15 protein-coding genes are annotated in these 18,542 nt (G+C 70.8%); 8 read left to right on the forward strand and 7 right to left on the reverse strand.

Annotation, left to right across the window (positions count from 1 at the left end):
* Positions 1-12 precede the first annotated feature (12 nt).
* A complete protein-coding gene (locus BU52_RS07410) occupies positions 13-1,341 on the forward strand; it encodes a class I SAM-dependent RNA methyltransferase (protein ID WP_037930106.1) in 1,329 nt (442 codons plus the stop codon).
* 568 nt (positions 1,342-1,909) lie between these two features.
* Here the strand turns inward: BU52_RS07410 and BU52_RS07415 are convergent.
* Positions 1,910-4,360, reverse strand: a complete 2,451-nt coding sequence (locus BU52_RS07415; protein ID WP_037930109.1) for an ABC transporter permease — start codon at positions 4,358-4,360, stop codon at positions 1,910-1,912.
* The gene (locus tag BU52_RS07420) at positions 4,357-5,049 is read right to left on the reverse strand and encodes an ABC transporter ATP-binding protein (protein WP_037930112.1); all 693 of its coding nucleotides are present in this window, start codon (positions 5,047-5,049) and stop codon (positions 4,357-4,359) included. Before BU52_RS07420 ends, BU52_RS07415 begins: the two co-directional genes overlap by 4 nt.
* 208 nt (positions 5,050-5,257) lie before the next feature.
* Between BU52_RS07420 and BU52_RS07425 the strand changes: the two genes are divergently transcribed.
* Positions 5,258-6,556 (forward strand): sensor histidine kinase, encoded by a 1,299-nt coding sequence (locus BU52_RS07425; RefSeq protein ID WP_037930115.1) that lies wholly within the window; start codon positions 5,258-5,260, stop codon positions 6,554-6,556.
* Positions 6,553-7,242 carry a response regulator gene (locus BU52_RS07430; RefSeq protein ID WP_037930117.1) on the forward strand — a complete coding sequence of 230 codons (690 nt, stop codon included), beginning with the start codon at positions 6,553-6,555 and terminating at the stop codon, positions 7,240-7,242. Before BU52_RS07425 ends, BU52_RS07430 begins: the two co-directional genes overlap by 4 nt.
* A gap of 337 nt (positions 7,243-7,579) precedes the next feature.
* Here the strand turns inward: BU52_RS07430 and BU52_RS07435 are convergent, their stop codons facing one another.
* From BU52_RS07435 to BU52_RS07450, 4 genes are all read right to left on the reverse strand, one after another.
* Positions 7,580-8,248, reverse strand: coding sequence for a DUF5701 family protein (locus BU52_RS07435; protein ID WP_037930120.1), 669 nt, complete (start codon positions 8,246-8,248; stop codon positions 7,580-7,582).
* Between the two features lie 219 nt (positions 8,249-8,467).
* Positions 8,468-9,352, reverse strand: coding sequence for a Vgb family protein (locus BU52_RS07440; protein ID WP_037930123.1), 885 nt, complete (start codon positions 9,350-9,352; stop codon positions 8,468-8,470).
* Positions 9,349-10,002: a CatB-related O-acetyltransferase gene (locus tag BU52_RS07445; protein ID WP_037930127.1), complete on the reverse strand. Its 654-nt coding sequence runs from the start codon at positions 10,000-10,002 to the stop codon at positions 9,349-9,351. Before BU52_RS07445 ends, BU52_RS07440 begins: the two co-directional genes overlap by 4 nt.
* Positions 9,999-10,253: a hypothetical protein gene (locus tag BU52_RS07450; protein ID WP_037930130.1), complete on the reverse strand. Its 255-nt coding sequence runs from the start codon at positions 10,251-10,253 to the stop codon at positions 9,999-10,001. The genes BU52_RS07445 and BU52_RS07450 overlap by 4 nt, the downstream gene beginning before the upstream one ends.
* A 39-nt stretch (positions 10,254-10,292) precedes the next feature.
* Between BU52_RS07450 and BU52_RS07455 the strand changes: the two genes are divergently transcribed.
* Both BU52_RS07455 and dps read left to right on the forward strand, forming a co-directional pair.
* Positions 10,293-13,139, forward strand: a complete 2,847-nt coding sequence (locus BU52_RS07455; protein WP_078903144.1) for a helix-turn-helix transcriptional regulator — start codon at positions 10,293-10,295, stop codon at positions 13,137-13,139.
* A 280-nt stretch (positions 13,140-13,419) separates the two neighbouring features.
* On the forward strand, positions 13,420-13,983 hold the full coding sequence (gene dps / locus BU52_RS07460; RefSeq protein WP_037930136.1) for a DNA starvation/stationary phase protection protein Dps: 564 nt from the start codon (positions 13,420-13,422) through the stop codon (positions 13,981-13,983).
* Between the two features lie 504 nt (positions 13,984-14,487).
* Here dps and BU52_RS07465 read toward each other — a convergent pair.
* Positions 14,488-15,510, reverse strand: a complete 1,023-nt coding sequence (locus tag BU52_RS07465; RefSeq protein WP_235216276.1) for an alpha/beta hydrolase family protein — start codon at positions 15,508-15,510, stop codon at positions 14,488-14,490.
* Between the two features lie 159 nt (positions 15,511-15,669).
* On the opposite strand from BU52_RS07465, the gene BU52_RS07470 reads away from it, so the two are divergent.
* The 3 genes from BU52_RS07470 to BU52_RS07480 all read left to right on the forward strand — a co-directional run bounded on the left by BU52_RS07470 (position 15,670) and on the right by BU52_RS07480 (position 18,483).
* Positions 15,670-16,329 carry a GNAT family N-acetyltransferase gene (locus tag BU52_RS07470; RefSeq protein ID WP_037930140.1) on the forward strand — a complete coding sequence of 220 codons (660 nt, stop codon included), beginning with the start codon at positions 15,670-15,672 and terminating at the stop codon, positions 16,327-16,329.
* Positions 16,326-17,231 carry a PaaX family transcriptional regulator C-terminal domain-containing protein gene (locus BU52_RS07475; protein ID WP_037930143.1) on the forward strand — a complete coding sequence of 302 codons (906 nt, stop codon included), beginning with the start codon at positions 16,326-16,328 and terminating at the stop codon, positions 17,229-17,231. Before BU52_RS07470 ends, BU52_RS07475 begins: the two co-directional genes overlap by 4 nt.
* A gap of 238 nt (positions 17,232-17,469) precedes the next feature.
* Positions 17,470-18,483 (forward strand): SDR family oxidoreductase, encoded by a 1,014-nt coding sequence (locus tag BU52_RS07480; RefSeq protein ID WP_037930146.1) that lies wholly within the window; start codon positions 17,470-17,472, stop codon positions 18,481-18,483.
* Positions 18,484-18,542 lie beyond the last annotated feature (59 nt).

Raw genomic sequence — 18,542 nt, forward strand, 5'->3', positions numbered from 1 at the left:
AGTCACCCCGCCATGCAGGCAGAACCGAGGAAATCACTGGTGGGGGAGGAGTACGAGGTCGAGGTCGGCCCCGTCGCCCACGGCGGCCACTGCATCGCCCGTACGTCCGAGGGCCAGGTCCTCTTCGTCCGGCACGCCCTGCCCGGCGAGCGGGTCGTCGCGCAGGTCACGGAGGGCGAGGAGGGGGCCCGCTTCCTGCGCGCCGACGCGGTGCGGGTGCTGGACGCCTCCAAGGACCGGATCGACGCCCCTTGCCCGTTCGCCGGGCCCGGCCGCTGCGGCGGCTGCGACTGGCAGCACGCCAAGCCCGGCGCGCAGCGGCGCCTGAAGGGCGAGGTCGTCGCCGAGCAGCTGCGGCGCCTGGCCGGGCTCACCCCCGAGGAGGCCGGCTGGGACGGCACCGTGATGCCGGCCGAGGGCGACAAGGTCCCCGCCGGCCAGGTCCCGGCGTGGCGCACGCGTGTGCAGTACGCGGTGACCGCGGACGGCCGCGCGGGACTGCGCCGGCACCGTTCGCACGAGGTCGAGCCGGTCGACCACTGCATGATCGCCGCGGAGGGCGTCAGCGAGCTGGGCATCGAGAAGCGGGACTGGACCGGCATGGACTCCGTCGAGGCGATCGCCGCGACGGGCTCCCAGGACCGCCAGGTCGTCCTCACCCCGAAGCCCGGCGCCCGTCTCCCGCTGGTCGAACTCGACCGCCCCGTCTCGGTCCTGCGCATCGACGAACGCTCCGGTCAGGTCCACCGCGTCCACGGCCGCCCCTTCGTCCGCGAACGCGCCGACGGCCGCACGTACCGCGTCGGCAACGGCGGCTTCTGGCAGGTTCACCCGAAGGCCGCCGACACCCTCGTCACCGCGGTCATGCAGGGCCTGCTGCCGCGCAAGGGCGACATGGCCCTCGACCTCTACTGCGGCGTCGGCCTGTTCGCGGGCGCCCTGGCCGACCGGGTCGGCGAGGCGGGCGCGGTCCTCGGCATCGAGTCCGGCAAGCGCGCGGTGGAGGACGCCCGCCACAACCTCGCGGACTTCCCCCGCGTCCGCATCGAGCAGGGCAAGGTCGAGGCGGTCCTGCCCCGCACGGGCATCACGGAGGTCGACCTCGTCGTCCTCGACCCGCCGCGGGCCGGCGCCGGCCGCAGGACGGTGGAGCACCTGTCGTCCCTGGGCGCCCGCAGGATCGCGTACGTCGCCTGCGATCCGGCGGCGCTGGCGCGCGACCTGGCGTACTTCAGGGACGGGGGGTACCGGGTGCGGACGCTGCGGGTGTTCGACCTGTTCCCGATGACGTCGCACGTGGAGTGCGTGGCTATTCTGGAGCCTGCTGAGAAGGGCGCCTGACCTGCCGTTTTGTGGTCCGGGTGGGTTGCTCGACCTGTTTCCTTCCGTACAGACCTGACGCTCGTTCTGATGGCGCGTCAGGTGAGCCTCGAACCCACCGAGCAGTAAGGGTCGTCGCGTGATGCCGAGTTCGCCGCCGCAAGTCAGGCCCACGGCCAAGGCGTCGTCGGAGTAGCCGAACGGTGCCCGGGTTGGGGGATCGCCCGGCTTGAGTACCTGTCGGCACTGTCGTGGACGGCGCCTTCCGTGCATCCGCTGGACACGCTGCCGTCGGCGTCCACGGCCCGTGTGGTGTCTAGGGGCAGGTGAGGGTTTTGGAAGCCATCGGCTCCTGGACACCCTCCTGCCCCACCCACGAGCCGATCGCGATCCCGTCACCCACGCACTGAAGTGGTCGGCCTGGAGAAGCCATCGCCAAGCCATCGCCCGCAGCTGCCACTACCGAACGCAGCTCAGGACACGAACCGCTGCTGGAGTACTGGACGGGGACCTCGTCGCCTGTGCCGGTACGGGCAGCCCGGCCCCGGGGCCTGGCGGTCTGTCCCAGCGGCTCGCGCTCTGCCGGACGCTACTCGGTGCGCAGTGCCGTGGCCGTATGTGCCCTGGCGGCCCAGCCGGCCGGGATCAGCGCGCCCAGCATCGCGATCACGACGCCGCCGAGGCCCAGCAGGAGCAGCTGGAAAGGCCCGTACACATCGAGGACAAGCGACGGCAGACCGGTGCCCACGGCACTCCCCATCACCGGCACGACGACGCTGTGCAGCGCGTACCCCGCCGGCACGCCGATCAGCCCGCCGATCACGCCGATCACCGCCACCGAGGCGAGCACGAGGCTCATGGTCTGCCGCGGCGTCATGCCGATCGCCTTGCAGACGCCCAGGTCGTGGATGCGTTCCCGGGTGTCGAGGACCACGGAGTTGAGTACGCCGAGGCCGGCCACGGTGATCAGCATGAGGGTGAGCACCGCCGCCATTGCGGCCATGATGAGGATGACGCCGTCCTGGCCCTCTTCGGTGCTGGTCGTGGCGTCGCCGCCCAGCGGCTGCACGACCGCGGCGACCTTCCGGGCGTACTCGTCGGCGGAGACGCCGGACTTCGTTTCGACGAGGAAGGTACTGGGCTCGGCCGACTTGAAGTCGGCCATGTCCGCGTGGATCTCCAGCTGGCTGCCCGACGTGTCGAAGGACTCGCCCACGATCCGCAGGTTCGCGGTCTCCTTCTCGTATGTCACCCGCACCGTGTCACCGATCTTGGTGCTGGTCCTCTCCAGGAAGCGCGAGGGCACCACGACCTGCCCCTTACCGGTGATCCAGTGCCCGGAGAGCATCTCGTAGCTGCCGGAGCGCGAATCACCCTCGTAGAGGCTGGCCTGGATCGAGCCGGAGACCCCGGCCACTGCGACCTCGGTCCGGGCCTTGCCGTAGTACGACTCCGTGCCCGGCTGCGACGTGACCATGGACCGCACCTTCGCAGGGTCGGCGACCTTGGGCTTCTTGGACGTGCTCGCCGCGCTGTTCTCCACGGGAGGCGGGCCCGACTCGCTGCCGCCGGGGGGAGGTGGATCTCCCCCGCCGCCCCCTACAGAAGGAGGCGGCGGGGGAGCGACCTCGATCGCCTTGGTCGTCGTGACCGTGACCGCGGCACGGTTCTCGGGGTCCTGCGAGGTGCCGATCGCGTTCAGGGACGAGGTAAGACCCACCGTGAACGTCGCTGCGGCCGTGCCGAAGGCCACCGCGAGCAGCATCGCGAGGGTACGTACCGGATGCGTGAAGGGGGTGGCGAGACCGTAGGTCACCGGCCGCGGCAGCGGCAGCATCCCCATCGCCCGGTGCGCCCACCGGCCACGCCCCGTGCGCGGCGCCCGGCCGACCGCGATGGCCTCGACCGTCCGCAGCCTTCCGGCCCGCAGCGCGGGAATCAGCGCCGCGAGCCCCACGACGACCAGGGCTGCGGCCGGCACGGTGACATCCACCCACCAGGCCACCGAGAGCGAGACTCCGCCGTACACCGACTCGGTGTCGGACAGCAGTGGCACTGCCAGGAAGTTGCCCAGGGCGACGCCCAGGCCGATGCCGACGACGGCCGGGATCAGCGCCTGGGCCACGTAGGCGCGTACGACCTCGCGCGGAGTGAAGCCGATGGCCTTGAGGATGCCGATCCTGCGCAGGCTGGTGCCGACCGCGCCACTGATCACACTGCTGACGATGATCACCGACATCACGATGCCGAGCGCGCCGAAAGCCATCACAAACGGGACGGTCGCCGCCGCACCCTGATCGGCGGCGCGCTTGGTGTCCAGCCAGGACTGGGTCCCAAGGAGCGCTGCGGGCCCCACGGACTCGGCGAGCTTCTTCCGGTCGGCGAGTATCTGCTGCTTCGTGCTCGCGGAGTCGAAGCGGTAGAGCATCTGACTCACGACCGGGTAGCCCTTCGACGCCAGCGCGTCGACCTGCGCGGGAGCCGCCCAGGAGTCGGCGGTCTTGCTGGCGGAGACGGCGAAGCCGACGATCGTAAGGGTCGGGGCGTCCTTGGCGTCCGACGTCCTCATGGGGGTGCCGATCCCGACGGTGGGCCCTTCGAACGACGCGTCGAGCACGATCTCGCCCGGCTTCTGCGTCCACCGGCCCGACTTCAGATCCACCCGGTCCACGGCGCCGTCAGGGCCGGGCCGCCCGACCAGGGTCAGCGTCGGCAGTTGGAAGCCCGCCCGGTCCACCGGACGGACCGACGTGGACGGGTACGGTCCCGCGCTCGCGGCGACGCCGGGCAGCTTCCCGGTCTTCGCCAGCTCCGCCGCACTCGCCTTGGCCGGATCGAACTGCGCGGTGATGTGCGAGCCCCGCTGCTTCTTGAAGGCGTTGTCGAAAGGAGCGGTCGCGGCGACCATCAGCGCCCCTGCGACGACGGCCGTGGCCACGGCCATCATCGTGGCCACGGCGATCACCACGGTCTGCACCCGCCGCCTGCCGACGCCGGAGCGTACGACCCGGCCCAGCGCGCCGGTACCGAACAGGCTCATCGGACGGCCCGCGCGTACGTGTCGAGGGCGAGGTGACCGTCGACCAGGTGGATCGTGCGGCTCGCGCACGCCTCCGCAAGGGACAGGTCGTGCGTCACCAGGACGATCGTCTGTCCTGCGCGGTGCAGATCAAGGAGCAGGGTGCGGACGTCGTGGCCCGATGCGGTGTCGAGCGCACCGGTCGGCTCGTCGGCGAGCAGCAGCGCGGGCCGGTTGACCAACGCCCTGGCGACACCGACCCGCTGGCGTTCACCTCCGGACAGTCGGCCCGGGTAGGCGCGGGCGTGCTTCTGGATGCCCAGCATCTCCATGAGCTCACCCGCGCGGGCCGCGGCCTTACGCCGGCTGGTCCCGGTCAGCTGGGCCGGGAGTTGGATGTTGTCGGTGACGGTGAGGTCGTCGAGAAGGTTGAAGAACTGGAAGGCCATGCCGACGTGTTCGCGACGGAACTTGGCGAGGGCGTGCTCGCTCAACTGGTCGATCCGTCGCCCAGCCACGACCACAGCGCCATCGGTCGGTTTGTCCAGGCCGGCGACGAGGTTCAGCAGCGTGGACTTGCCGCTGCCGGAAGGACCCGTAACGGCAAGGGCCTCACCTTTGGCGACGCTGAGTGTGAGCGGTCCGAGCGCCGGCGCGCCAGCGCTGTCGTAGCGCTTCGCCACACCCTCCAGTTCGATCACTTGATGCATACGAGTTGTCCGTCCTTGCGGTCGCGAGAGGCACATGCCGTTGCCGGTCCTGCGAACCTAGAGGTGCCGCGTACGGGGCGCCTCGGCCGCGGAACCAACCCGCGGAGGATTCGGCCGCGGAGTCATCCCTGAGAAGTAGGCCTCTGGGGCAATGCCCTGGCCGGACAGGCGGACGCGGGCCGAGCGGAGAGCGCAGCACAATGCACGGATGGAGACGGAAGACCGGCGCAGCTGGCATCGGCAACTCATCGACGCGCTACGCCCGGAGGCGAAGGCCGCTGCGTTGTCCCGGCGAGCGGTGCGCGCCGATGTGGTGCTGGCGGTCGTACTGACCGTCATTGCCCTGTTCGTGGCGGTGCGCTATCCCGGCGACGGACCGGTGAACAGCAACCCCCCTACGGTGGACGCCGGGACCGGGGTCCCGGCCCCGCCCTCGCCCCCCGACCCTGGTCAGGCGCCCGTGGAGGAAGAACCCTCCTCCGTGCCCTGGGCCCTGGTAGTGCTGTCGACGCTGCCGCTGGCAGCCCGGCGCCGGTATCCGCTGACCCTATTCGTGGTGGTGCTCGGCGCGGCACTGGCCATCGGCAGCTCCGCCTCCTGGATCACCGTCCTGGCCTGTGTCATCGGCGCCTACAGTGCCGTCGTATACAGCCGTTACCGGATAACGGCGATCGCCGTCCTGGTGATCGCCGCCGCGCTGTCCGGTTTCGCATTCCGCAACGCGGACCCCGTGCTCCCCGCATGGTCCAGCCCGGGCTTCGTGCTCCTGGTGGCCGGGATGCTGGCCAGCCTCGTCCGCTTCCTGCAACTGCGGCTGGCGTCCAGCCGGGACCGGATGACAGAACTGCAGGCCGCTCAGGAGGAGGCCACGCGCCGCGCCGTCGAGGAGGAGCGTGCCCGTATCGCCGCCGAACTGCACGACGTCGTGACCCACAATGTGAGCGTGATGGTGATCCAGGCCGGCGCGGCCCGCAAAGTGATGGACATGGCGCCCGAGCAGTCGAAGGAGGCACTACTGGCCGTCGAGGCGGGCGGTCGGGCCGCCATGGCCGAACTCCGCCATGTGATGGGCCTGCTGGCCGCCCCGGACCACGAGAGGCCCGACAGCCTGGAGCCCCAGCCCGGGCTCGCACAGCTCGACGCGCTCGTCGCACGAGTACGCGCCGCCGGTACGCCCGTGAGCGTCGGGGTGTCGCTGCCGCCGGATCCGCTGCCGCCGGGGGTGGACCTCGCCGCGTACCGCGTCGTACAGGAGGCACTGACCAACACGATCAAGCATGCGCGCGGCGCGCAGGCGTCCGTCGCCATCGGTTACAGTGACGCCTGTCTGGAGATCGAGATCACGGACACCGGCGGCACCAAGGAGTCCCCGCCGACGCAGAGCAACGGCCGTGGCCACCTGGGGCTGCGCGAACGGTTGGCCGTCTACAAGGGCGAGCTGACGGCCGGACGGACAAACGCCGGCGGCTACCGGGTCACGGCCCGCATCCCGCGGAGCACCGTATGAACAAGGACCAGCCACCGCTGCGCGCCGTCATCGCCGACGACCAAGCCCTCGTACGCACCGGTTTCAGAATGATCCTGGCCGCGGACGGCATCGAAGTGACGGCCGAGGCCGCCGACGGGGCCGAGGCTGTCGCAGCGGTCCGCCGTACGCGACCCGACGTCGTCCTCATGGACATCCGGATGCCGCAGATGGACGGCATCGAGGCCACCAGGCGCATCATCGGCGACGCCGGTCCGGCCGAAACGCGGGTCATCATCCTCACCACATACGACCTCGACCACTACGTCTACGCCGCGCTCACAGCCGGCGCCAGCGGCTTTCTACTCAAGGACGTCACCCCCGAACATCTGGTCTCCGCCTTACGCCTGGTGCAGACCGGCGACGCTCTCCTCGCGCCCACGATCACTCGTCGGCTGATCGAGCGCTTCGCCCGTCACGACGAACCGCAGACCATCGCCCCGCACCGCGATCTGTCCGGCCTGACCCCGCGCGAGCTCGAGGTGCTCCGCCTACTCGCGACGGGCCTCAGTAATGCCGAACTCGCCTCCCGGCTGTTCCTCAGCCCGACCACGGTCAAAAGCCACGTCGGCCGCATCCTGTCGAAGCTGGACCTGCGCGACCGCGTCCAGGCCGTCGTCTTCGCCTACGAGGCAGGGCTTGTCGCCCCGGGTGGGACACCCAGATGATTGATTCCGAGGTCAGTGGTCGTACGCCCCCGGTGACCAGACGGCCGCCGGAACTTCTCCCAGTACAGCGCGAGGTCCTCGGCGACCGTGCCCGTCAGGTTCATCGGCGCAGGTGCAGGGTGCTGTGGGCTGCCGGACATGACTCCATCATGGCGGCCGGAGAAGTAATGCGGGTCATGATGTCCGAGCCGGTGTGCGCAGGCGGGCTCGGGCAGGGAGAGCTGGCAGCGACAGGACCATCTCGTCGACGGCGGTCGGCAGCCTCTGCCGTTCTTGCCACTCGCACGGGCCCGGTCGACCAACTGCCCGCACTGCTCGCCGGCACCATGATCGGGAGCTACACCGAGGATCGTAGAGACCTGCGGGAGCCGGCCGAGGCCATGCCGAGCCATGTGTGGGGGTTACCTTCCCAGCACCAGCCGAGTTTGGGAGCGTGCCGGCTGATCCAGATCGCTGGGACGCGGCGGTCGCCGGAACGTGAACCGCCGAGAGAGAAGCACTTGTTCTTGACCAGAATCCCGGGGAAGTGGGTGATCATCGCGATTCCTTCCTCGATGGTGAGCAGGCTCCGTCCCTTCGCGGTGATGGCGTCCATGGCGTCGTTGGGTACGGCGCCGCAGAACTGCTCTCCGCGCTCGATGTCCAGCAACAGGTAGGCGCGCTGGCCGGGGAGGCCGATCTCCTTGATGGTGACGAATCGCTCAAGGGCGCCGGGCTCGAAGGACCGGTCGACGAAGCCGGGCTTGGCCTTTCCGTGGAGGGTGGTGCGGGGCATCATCTGCTCGATTGCGACGACATTGCGAGTGACCACGAGCAGGAAGGGGATGTGTCCGGTGCCCGGTTCCCCCACGCCGTGTCCGATGTCGGCGGTGAGGTTGCGTAGGGGTGCGACCAGGGCGGTGAACTGTTGCGGGGTCAGGCCGGCCGTCGTCGGGTAGTCCCGTTCGATGAGCCGGCGGACCTGCCGGTCGAATTCGGCGCCGGAATCGATGGCGGTGTGTGTCATGGAATCCTTTCGGGTGGTGCGGTTGACAAGGCGCGTCGACGTCGGGCAGCTCGGCGAATTGCAGCAGCACGCCTTCGTCGAGCTGAACGGTGGCGAACGGGCCCCACGACGGTGCCTCGGGCAGTTCGAACAACGTGCGGAAGAACCCGGCCGACTCACCGCGGTTCCTGGCGGGGATGACGGTGTGGGCGAACGTCACCGGCATCGTTGTCTCCTGGGCTACGGCAACGGTTCTCTGTTGATGCGGGCGCCGGTTTCCAGCGCCGTCCACAGGGCACCGTCAGGGCCGAGGGCGATGCCGTGCGGCTCAGAGCCGGATGTGGGCAGGTCGTGCACCTTGATCACGCCGTCGGTGGTGATGGAGCCGACGCGGTTGCCGCCCCACTCCGTGAACCACAGGGCGCCGTCTGCGCCCGGAGCGATGGCGTGCGGCCGGCCTGTGCGGTCGGGCAGCGGGAACTCCGTGATCTCGCCCTCGGTGGTGACGCGGCCGATGTGACCGGCGGCGATCGCGACGTACCAGACGGCGTCGTCGGGACCGAGTGTGATGCCCACCGGTGCGGCGGCCGCGGTGGGCAGCGGGTGCACGGTGACCGTGCCGTCGGTGCCGATCCGGCCGATCGCGTTGGCCTGGTTCATGGTGAACCACATCGCGCCGTCCGCGCCTGCGGTGATCGCGGACGGGAACGCGCCGGTGGCCGGGAGCGGGAACTCGGTCACTTCACCGTTGGTGGTGATGCGACCGATGCGGTCGCCTGTGGTCTCGGTGAACCACAGCGCCCCGTCGGATCCGGCCGCGATGCCGAACGGCCCGCTTTCCGGGGTGGGCAACGCGAACTCCGCGACGGCGCCGTCGACGGTGATCCGGCCGATGCGGTGTGCTTGATATTCGGTGAACCACAAGGCGCCGTCCGGCCCGGTGGTGATGATCGTCGGTCCGCAGCCCGGGTCGAGCCGCCAGCTCTCCGGTTCGTCGCCGGGCACGAGCCGGCCGATCTGGCCACTGTGGACCAGCGTGTACCACAGTGCGCCGTCCGGACCGGTGGTGATCGCGTACGGTCCGCTGCCGGCCACGGGATGTTCCTCGATCGACACGTCTGTCACACGGCCTCCAGTCCGTGGTCGGTGGCGATACGGGCGATGTCGGCCGGGATGCCGGCCATGATGGTGTGGGCGTGCTCGGTGACCAGCTCGGCCGGCCAGTCCCACCAGGCGGCATGAAGGAGCCGGTCGATGTCGACGTCGTCGAACCGTTGCCGGATCAGGCGGGCCGGGTTGCCGCCGACGATGGTGTACGGAGGTACGTCCGCAGTGACGACCGCTCCCGCGGCGATGATGGCGCCGTCGCCGATTCGTACGCCGGGCATGACGGTGGACCGGTGGCCGAACCAGACGTCGTTGCCGACCACTGTGTCGCCCCGGCTGGGCATGCCGGTGACGATGTCGAGGGTCCGCTTGGCCCACTCACCGCCGAACATGGTGAACGGGAAGGTGGACACGCCCATCGTCGGGTGCTCGGCGCCGGCCATCAGGAACCGGGTGCCCGCGGCGATGGCGCAGTACTTGCCGATGACCAGCCGTTCCGGGCCGTAGGCATAGAGCACGTTGTGGTGCTCGAAACCGGTGGCGCCGTCCGGGTCGTCGTAGTAGGCGTACTCACCCACGACGATCTTCGGTGAGCTGACCAGTGGTTTGAGGAACACCACCCGGTCATGTGCCGGCAGCGGGTGAAGGACCGTCGGATCAGGTGTCAACTTCCAGCTCCTGGTGAGGGGATGTGTGCGGGGACGGGGTCGAGGAAGCCGTGAACGCGGCGTAGTCGGGTGCGTTCGTAGACCATGACGACCAGGCCGATGACCACGGGGAACTGACGCTGGGCCGTGGCCACCACGTCCTCGGTGGCGTCGCGGCCCTCGGCAGCCACGATCGGAACGAGGTAGCCGACGTCGTCGGTCCAGAGCTCATCGACGAGCGCCCGGAGCCTGGCCGGGCGCGCTCGTACCAACTCGCCAGGTACCGCCTGGCCGGCTCATCGGTGCCGGACATGGTCGATCTCCCTCCGCCGCGCTGCTCCGTCAAGCTACGGCCGTTGACGGGGTGCGGAATCTGTTACGTCCCGGCAATCCGGCCTGGGATTTCCGGACGGTTTAAGTACCCTCGCCAGGTGTTGCACGGACGGAGTGACGAGATATCAGTCATCGACCGGTTGCTGGCGGACTGCCGGACCGGGCTCAGCGGTTGCCTGCTCATCACCGGGGAGCCGGGGATAGGCAAGACCGCACTGCTGGAGCACGCGGCGTCCGCGGCCGACGGGGTGCGGGTCGTGCGCAGCACCGCGATCGAGTCCGAGGCACACCTGCCGTTCGCCGGCTTGCACCTGCTGCTGCGACCCGCTCTCGACCGCACGGACGCCCTCCCTGCACCCCAGGCGCGTGCCTTGCGTGGGGCCTTCGGTCTCGCCCCGGCCGAACCGGGCGACCGCATGCTCGTCGGCCTCGCTGTCCTCTCCCTCCTCGCCGAATTCGCCGCCGGTGGTTCCGTTCTGTGTCTCGTCGACGACGCGCAGTGGCTGGACCGGGCGTCGGCCGAGGCTCTGCTGTTCGCCGCACGGCGGCTCGACGCCGAGGGCATCGCGTTGATCATCGCCGCCCGGACCGGCTTCGACGCCTCTGGACTCGCCCATATGCCCCTGACGGGGCTTGATGCGCCTGCCGCCGCCGGACTACTGGCCGAGCACGCCGCCACGCTGACCCCCTCCGACCGGTACCGGGTACTGGCCGAAGCACAAGGCAACCCTCTCGCCCTCCTCGAACTGCCGGTCGCCCTCGCCGCGGACCGGCCGGTCACCACCGGTCAGGCCCTGCCCATGACCGACGCGGTCCAGGCGGCCTTTCTCGACCAGGTGCGGCGGCTACCCGAGCCGAGCCAACACCTGCTGCTCGTCGCGGCAACTGAGGACACCGGTGACCGCGACGTCGTCCTGCGCGCGGCCGGCCCTCTCGGCTGCCGCCCCACGGATCTGGTGCCGGCGGAAACGGCGGGGCTGCTCCGGGTGGACAACCACACCGTGCGCTTCCGCCACCCCCTCGTGCGGTCAGCCGTCTACCAGGCGGCGCCGATCAGCCTCCGCCTCGTGGTGCACACAGCCCTCGCCGAAGTCCTGCACCGGCCGGAAGACGCCGACCGGCGCGCCTGGCACCACGCCGTGGTGGCCGCCGGCCCCGACGAGCATGTGGCCGCGGAACTGGAGAACACCGCCCAACGGGCCACCGAGCGAAGCGGATACGCCGCCGCCGCGGCGGCCTACGAACGGGCAGCACAGCTGACGGAGTCCGGCACGGACCGGGCCCGCCGATTCGTGCTGGCCGCAGAAGCCATCGCAGAGGAGGGTGACATCGAACGCATGACCGAGCTCGCCCGTCACGGCGCCGCCGCCACCGACGACCCGGACTTGACTGTCCGCGTCATCCGAGTGCGCGCCGCCGCGGCGTTCCATCACGGCTTGCTCCGCACGGCCCGCCAGTTGCTGATGGAGGCAGCCGAGCTCACCCGGGCCGGCGATCCGGAGTCGGCCGCCCACATGATGCTCGACGCGGTGCACGCCGCCTGGTATCTCGGGAAGCACGAGATCGCAGACTCCGCGAACCGGCTGGATGCCTTACCGTTGCCGCCCGACGACCCGCTCACCCACGTCGCCCGCCTGCTGACCTGGGTGGTGCGGTCCGCGATCGGACAAGGGGACCGGGATCCCGAGACTCTCACACGACGGATCGCAGCCGCCGAACGGACGGGATTCGGCGGCCCGCACGACACGATCCTGGTCGGAGCCACCAGCCTTCAGGCCGCCGGCCAGGACACCGAGGCACACCGGGTGGCCGGCGAGCTCCTCGCCCAGTGCCGCGGCCGTGGGTGGATCGGCCGCACGCCGCCGGTGCTGGCGTGTGCGGCCCGAGCCTCACTGTTCCTCGGCCGTCACACTGAAGCTTGGGACGAGGCGACCGAAGCGCTGCACATTGCAGAGGAGCTCGGACACCGGCAGTGGACCGCCGAAATCAGTGGCGTGCTGGCCTACCTGTCCGCGGTGGCGGGCGACGAGCGACGCTGCTACGCCTTCGCCGACGACGCGCTGGCCGCGCCAGAGCCTGGCGCGCCCCCACCCGGCATGTCCTGGGCACACTGGGCGCTGGCCCTGCTCGACCTCGGTCACGCTCGATGGGAGTCCGCCCGCACCCGCCTGGCCGCTCTTCACACCGGACCGGTGCGGCATCAGCTTCCCGGCTTGCGCAGCATTCCTGACCTGGTCGAGGCAGCGGTGCGACTCGGCCGGCCGGCCGACGCCCACAAGCCGCTCGCACGGCTCACGGACTGGGCACACGATGCCACGCAACCGTGGATCGACGCGCACGTCCAACGCTGCCGCGCACTGCTCGCGCCGGAAGCAGACGCTGCAGAGCTGTACCAGGCCGCATTGCGGCTGCACCCCGACGACCGGCAGTTCGAACGCGCGCGAACCGCTCTGCTCTACGGCGAATGGCTGCGCCGCATGCGCCGCAAGACCGAGGCCAGGACCCAACTCCGCGACGCCTTCGAGACCTTCCGGCGACTCGGCGCCACGCCTTGGGCGGAGCGAGCCCGCGCCGAGCTCGACGCGACCGGGGAAGTCGTACGGAAACCCGAGGCCGGCCAGGGCGGACCACTGGCCGTGCTCACCTCGCAAGAACGGAAGATCATCAGGCTGGCAGCGCGCGGCCTGTCCAATCGGGACATCGCCGCCCAGCTGTTCCTCAGTCCGCGCACCATCGGATATCACCTCTACAAAGCGTTCCCCAAACTCGGCGTCACCGCACGAACTGAACTCGCCGCCCTCGAACTCACAGATGCCGCACCATGACCCCATTCCGTGGCCCAGGCCGGCTTCGGCCCCGTCGGCGCCGGTGAGATCGGGCCCGTCGGTGAGCACACGGTCCGCCGGTGTGCGTGATCGCAGCTCGGCCGGCAAACCCGAAGTGTTCCAGGAGCCGGTGTGAGGTCCCGATCCCGGACCACGCGCCCTGCGGCGCAGCTGACCTGGCGCGATCCATACCGCCGATCCACGCGTCTACGAGGGCCGATCCAGGGCATTCGGTGGTACGGATCGCCATACGAAGAGACCATATGGAAGGATTTGTCCCATGCCTGAGGACTTCACCCCCGCCTACACCGTGCCGGGAATCGAACGTGAGGCGGCAGGCCGGCTGATCGGCCTGCTGCGCACACGGCTGCACGCGCTGAACGATCTGCACCTGACGCTCAAGCACGTGCACTGGAACGTGGTGGGGCCCCATTTCATCGCCGTGCACGAGATGATCGACCCCCAGGTGGACCGGGTGCGCGACATGGCCGACGACACGGCCGAGCGCATCGCCGCGCTCGGAGGCGTCGCCCAGGGCACGCCCGGCGTGCTGGTGACGGAGCGCACGTGGGAGGACTATTCCATCGGCCGCGCCGACGCCATCGCCCACCTCGGCGCCCTGGACCTGGTGTACACCGGGGTGATCGAGGACGTACGCGCCGCCATCAAGGTGGCGGGCGACATCGACGCCGCGACCGAGGACCTCCTCATCGAGCAGTTGCGGGACCTGGAGCAGTTCCAGTGGTTCGTGCGCGCCCACCTGGAGAGCGCCGGCGGCACACTCGCGACGGCGGGAGCGCGCACCGAGGAGGAGGCGGCTGCTCGCGGTGACCGGATCGCCTGACCCGCGGCAGCGCGTCTCCCAGGCGGAGGCGAGAGATCAGTGGGACGGCGCGCGCACGGACGGTCCCGGCAGGAACCAGCCCCCCGCGGTGGCCGCGCCGGCACCGGCGTCCCGCTTGTTCCCGCAGCGGCAGTCGAGCACTGTGTGGGTGCGTGTCGATGAGAAAGGACACCGCCTCCGTGCCTCTCGGTGCCGGTGGTCGCTGAGAGAGTGAAGTGCGCCGGGCCGGGTGGTCCTCGCATCGGGAACGGCGGTCGCCGAGTCGCTCGTCGTGCGCGCGCTGGTCGAGTGCTACAACCGCGCCCACCTCGACGTGTCCACGCCCTTCTTGCCGAGGACGACACCACGGAGAGCGAAAGCAATGGCGCCCGGGGGTGATCCGGGCGCCCGTTCCACACTCATCCCGACCTGCCCAGACGGGCCACGGACACGGTGTCCCGGGCGCCCGCCCTGCTCGATCCCCCGCGGATCGGCGTGCGACACGGGCGGTAGCCCGCACCGCGTTCACCGTCGTTCCGGCGCCGAGCACCGGGCCCTCGTGCGGGAGTCGAGCTGCTTGAGGAAGCGGGCCTGGTCCGCGGGGAACCCCTTGGCGTAGAGCTGTCGGGGCGCGAAGACCGCGGTCATCGTCAGGCGCCAGTCCGAACGCTCGATGTCGTGATCGACCAAGGAGTGGGTGGCGCCGGGGTAGTGCGCGACGCTCAGGGACGCCGCGGGAAGGAGCGACCGGTAGACGGCCTCGGTCTCTCCCACGTCCACGTTGACGTCATGGCCGGCCAGCACCAGAAGGAGCGGCGTGCCGCGCATCGCGCGCAGATCGGCGGTCGCGTCCGAGCGGTGGTTCTTGGTGATGAACCCCCATCGGGCCGCTGTCATGCCGCCCACGTCACCGACCGCGGTCCGGTACTCGTCGAAGGACGCCCCCCGCTTCAGCAGGCGCAGGGTCGTCTCCCGCCGGCGCAGCGCCGCGGCCCTCTCCTGGCTGGTCGCACCGTCCCGGTCGAGTTCGGCGAGGAGGTTGTAGCGGCCCTGCCGGAGCCAGTTGACGGCCGGCGAGACGGCGATGACGAAGTGCAACCGCCGGTCCCGTGCGGCGGCCTTGGGCAGGACCCAGCCTGCCTGGCTCGCCCCCCACAGGCCGACGCGGCGGCCGTCGACGTCGGGGCGGTTGCGCGCCCAGGCCACGGCGGCCAGCGTCTCGTCGGCCCGGTCGCTCATACTCTGGTCGAGCCAGTTGCCCTGTGATCCCCCGATCCCGGGCTTGCTGAACGACAGCGAGGCGTACCCGGCGCGGGCGAAGGACTCCCACAGCGGCCGGTAGAACGTCTCGTGCGTCGCGTCGACCGGCCCGTCGCCATGGACGAACACCACCAGGCCGAACGGTCCCTCACCCTCCGCGGGCCGGGCGAGTACCCCTTCCAGCAGTTTTCCGTCGTGCCGCAGCGACACCTTTTCCTCGCGCAAGGCGTAGGTGTTCTGCCACGCCGCCACCCCGGCGAGGCCGCAGGCCGCCAGCAGCAGTCCCACAACCGTCCACACCACCCACCGCCGCCCGCGCCGCGTGGGCGTTCCCCGTGTCCGGAACACCACGACCCCCAGAACTATCGCTTGAAAAACGGTCGTAGACAGAATGAACGTATTACTCTTGATAGTGCAAGGCGGTTCGTCGCCGGACGAGGGAGTGGCGTGGAGTCAACGACCAGCAGGACCCAAGGCGCGGACAACCGCCCGGTGGTGCACAGGGGGGTGCCCGAGGGCAGCGAGGAACGGGTGGCGGCCCTGTACTGGGAGGCCTTCGGCCGCAAGCTCGCCCCGGCGCTCGACCCGCCCTGTGCCGGGCGGTCGTTCATCGCGGCCCACCTCCACCGCGACCGGGGTGTCGTCGCGCTCGCCGCGGGCCGGGTGGTCGGCGTGGCCGGTTACCGGCTCGGGGACCGGGCGCTGACCGGTGGCGGTGTCAGGGACGTCCTGTCCGCCTACGGCTTCTTCCGCGGCCTTCCCCGGCTCGCGCTCCTCGCCCTGTTCGAACGCACGCCCGCGGCGGGGGAGCTGGTCATGGACGGCATCGCCGTCGACGCGGCGCACCGGGGCCAAGGTGTCGGCAGCCTCCTCCTGCGGGAGATCGTCGCCGTCGCCGCCGGCCACGGCTGCCGACGCATCCGCCTGGACGTCATCGACACCAACCCCCGGGCCAGGGCGCTGTACGAGCGGCACGGCTTCACCTCCCACCGCACCGAGCAGACCCCCTACCTGCGCAGTCTGATGGGTTTCGGGGCGGTCACCACCATGTACCGCCCTGTCACCGACGCGGACACGGACGCGACGAGGGGGCGGGAGGCGCGATGAACACCACCGCCCCCGACAGGGTCGACCGGCCCGAGATCCCGACCCGGTTGGTCGTCCACGCCCTGGTCCGCGAGGACGGCACCGTCGACGCCGGCGAACTCTACGACGTCGCCGGCCTGCTCGGCATGAGTGACCAGCAGGTCCGGCTCTGCGTCAAACGGTTGGTCGCCGAAGGCCGGTTCACGCAGGAAGGCCGCGGCCGCAAGGCCACGCTGCACGCCGTGGCCGACGTGACGGGATCCCTGGCACCCGACGCCGCCTACGTCCGCCATGCCTACCGGCAGGACGCCGGACTCGCCTCGTGGGACGGCACATGGCACCTGTTCGCCTTCGCCGTTCCCGAGTCGCGCCGCACCGCCCGCGACGCCCTGCGGGAGCACCTCCTCCATCTCGGCGCCGCACCCGTCCAAAGCGGCCTGTACGCCAGCGCCAACCCCATCGCCGAGTTCGTCGACGCACAGGCGCGGCACCTCGGCGTCCTCGGTACCCTCACCCGTTTCACCACCACCGACCTGCGGATCGGCGACATCACCGATCCGCGGGCCCTGGCCGCCGCACTGTGGCCACTCACCGGGATCGCCGGGCGGTACGACCACCTTGCCGCCTTCGCCGAGGGCTGCCTGGCCGGGCTCACCGAGGAGCCCGACCCGTCGGACGCCCGGCGGCTCACCGCTGCCGTCGAACTCGCCGCCCGTTTCGCCGCAGCGATGCGATCCGATCCCCTCCTGCCACCGGAACTGCTGCCACAACCCTGGCCCGGGATCCGCGCCCGTCACCTCGCCGCAGACTGCTGGAAGCGACTGCGGCAAGGTGCCCGCGCAGACGGCACTCCCGCCCTCCGCCTCTTCGCTCTCTACTCCGACGCGCTGCGCCCCGCGGACGGCCGGCCGCGCGCGAAGTGATCACGGCTGCTCCAGCGCGGCGAGTGCCGCACCGGAGAGCTCCCCGCAGGAGCACGGTGGCGCCCGCCCGATCGGCAGGCGCGGAAGCCCGCTCGCCGGGTACTCCACTCTTCCGCGACGGCTCACGAGGTCGCATCGGCGGGACGCCGGTGCGGGAGTCCGACGCGGCGCCGGTTCCACGGCACCGTACGGGGGCCGCCCGGTACCGACGCACCCGCACGGCTGGTGAGGAGGATCGATGAACGGGACGACACGGCGGACGGTCGTGGTGACCGGGGCGAGCGCGGGGATCGGGCGGGCGACCGCCACGATGTTCGCCGCACGCGGTGACAGGGTGGCGCTGCTGGCCCGGGGCCGGGCCGGACTCGACGCGGCCGCGGCCGACGTCCGGGCGGCCGGGGGACAGGCGCTGCCTCTCGTCACGGACATGGCGGAGTGGGACCAGGTGGAGGAAGCCGCCCGCCGCGTCGAGGAGGAGTTCGGTCCGGTCGACGTCTGGGTGAACAACGCCTTCAGCGCGGCCTTCGGCAGGTTCACCGACGTTCCCCCCGAGGAATTCCTGCAGGCCACGAGGTCGACGTACCTCGGCTACGTGCACGGCACCCGGGCGGCGCTGGACCGCATGGTGCCCCGGGACCACGGCGCCGTCGTGCAGGTCGGCTCCGCGCTCGCCTACCGCGGCATTCCGCTGCAGAGCGCGTACTGCGGAGCCAAGCACGCCATCCAGGGCTTCACCGAATCGGTGCGCTGCGAACTGCTGCACGACGAGTCGGCGGTACGCGTCACCATGGTGCAGATGCCGGCTGTCAACACTCCGCAGTTCACCTGGCTGCGCACCCACCTGCCGCGCCACGCCCGGCCGGTGCCGCCGATCTACCAGCCCGAGCTCGCCGCCCGGGCCGTGCTGCGCGCCGCGGACCACCCGCAGCGACGTGAGTACTGGGTGGGGACGTCCACGGCGCTGACCCTGCTGGCCAATGCCGTCGTACCCGGGGTGCTCGACCGCTATCTGGCGCGCACCGGCTTCGGCTCGCAGCAGACCGACGCCCATCCGCAGCCCGGAGGGCACGGCAACCTCTTCGCACCGTCGGACGAGAAGGAGGACTACGGCGCACACGGCGTGTTCGACGACCAGGCGCACGCCTTCGACCCGCAGGTGTGGGCGAGCCGTCATCACGCGGGCAAGGCGGTGGCCGCCGCGGGCCTCGTCGGCGCGGGGTACGCGCTGCTGCGTCGCCGTGCGGCGGGGTGAGCGGCCCGGAGACCGGTTTGCGGGAGCGGCGCCGTGGATACACGGTCGACGCATCCCGG

It is taken from the genome of Streptomyces toyocaensis (assembly GCF_000725125.1).
GTDB lineage: Bacteria > Actinomycetota > Actinomycetes > Streptomycetales > Streptomycetaceae > Streptomyces > Streptomyces toyocaensis.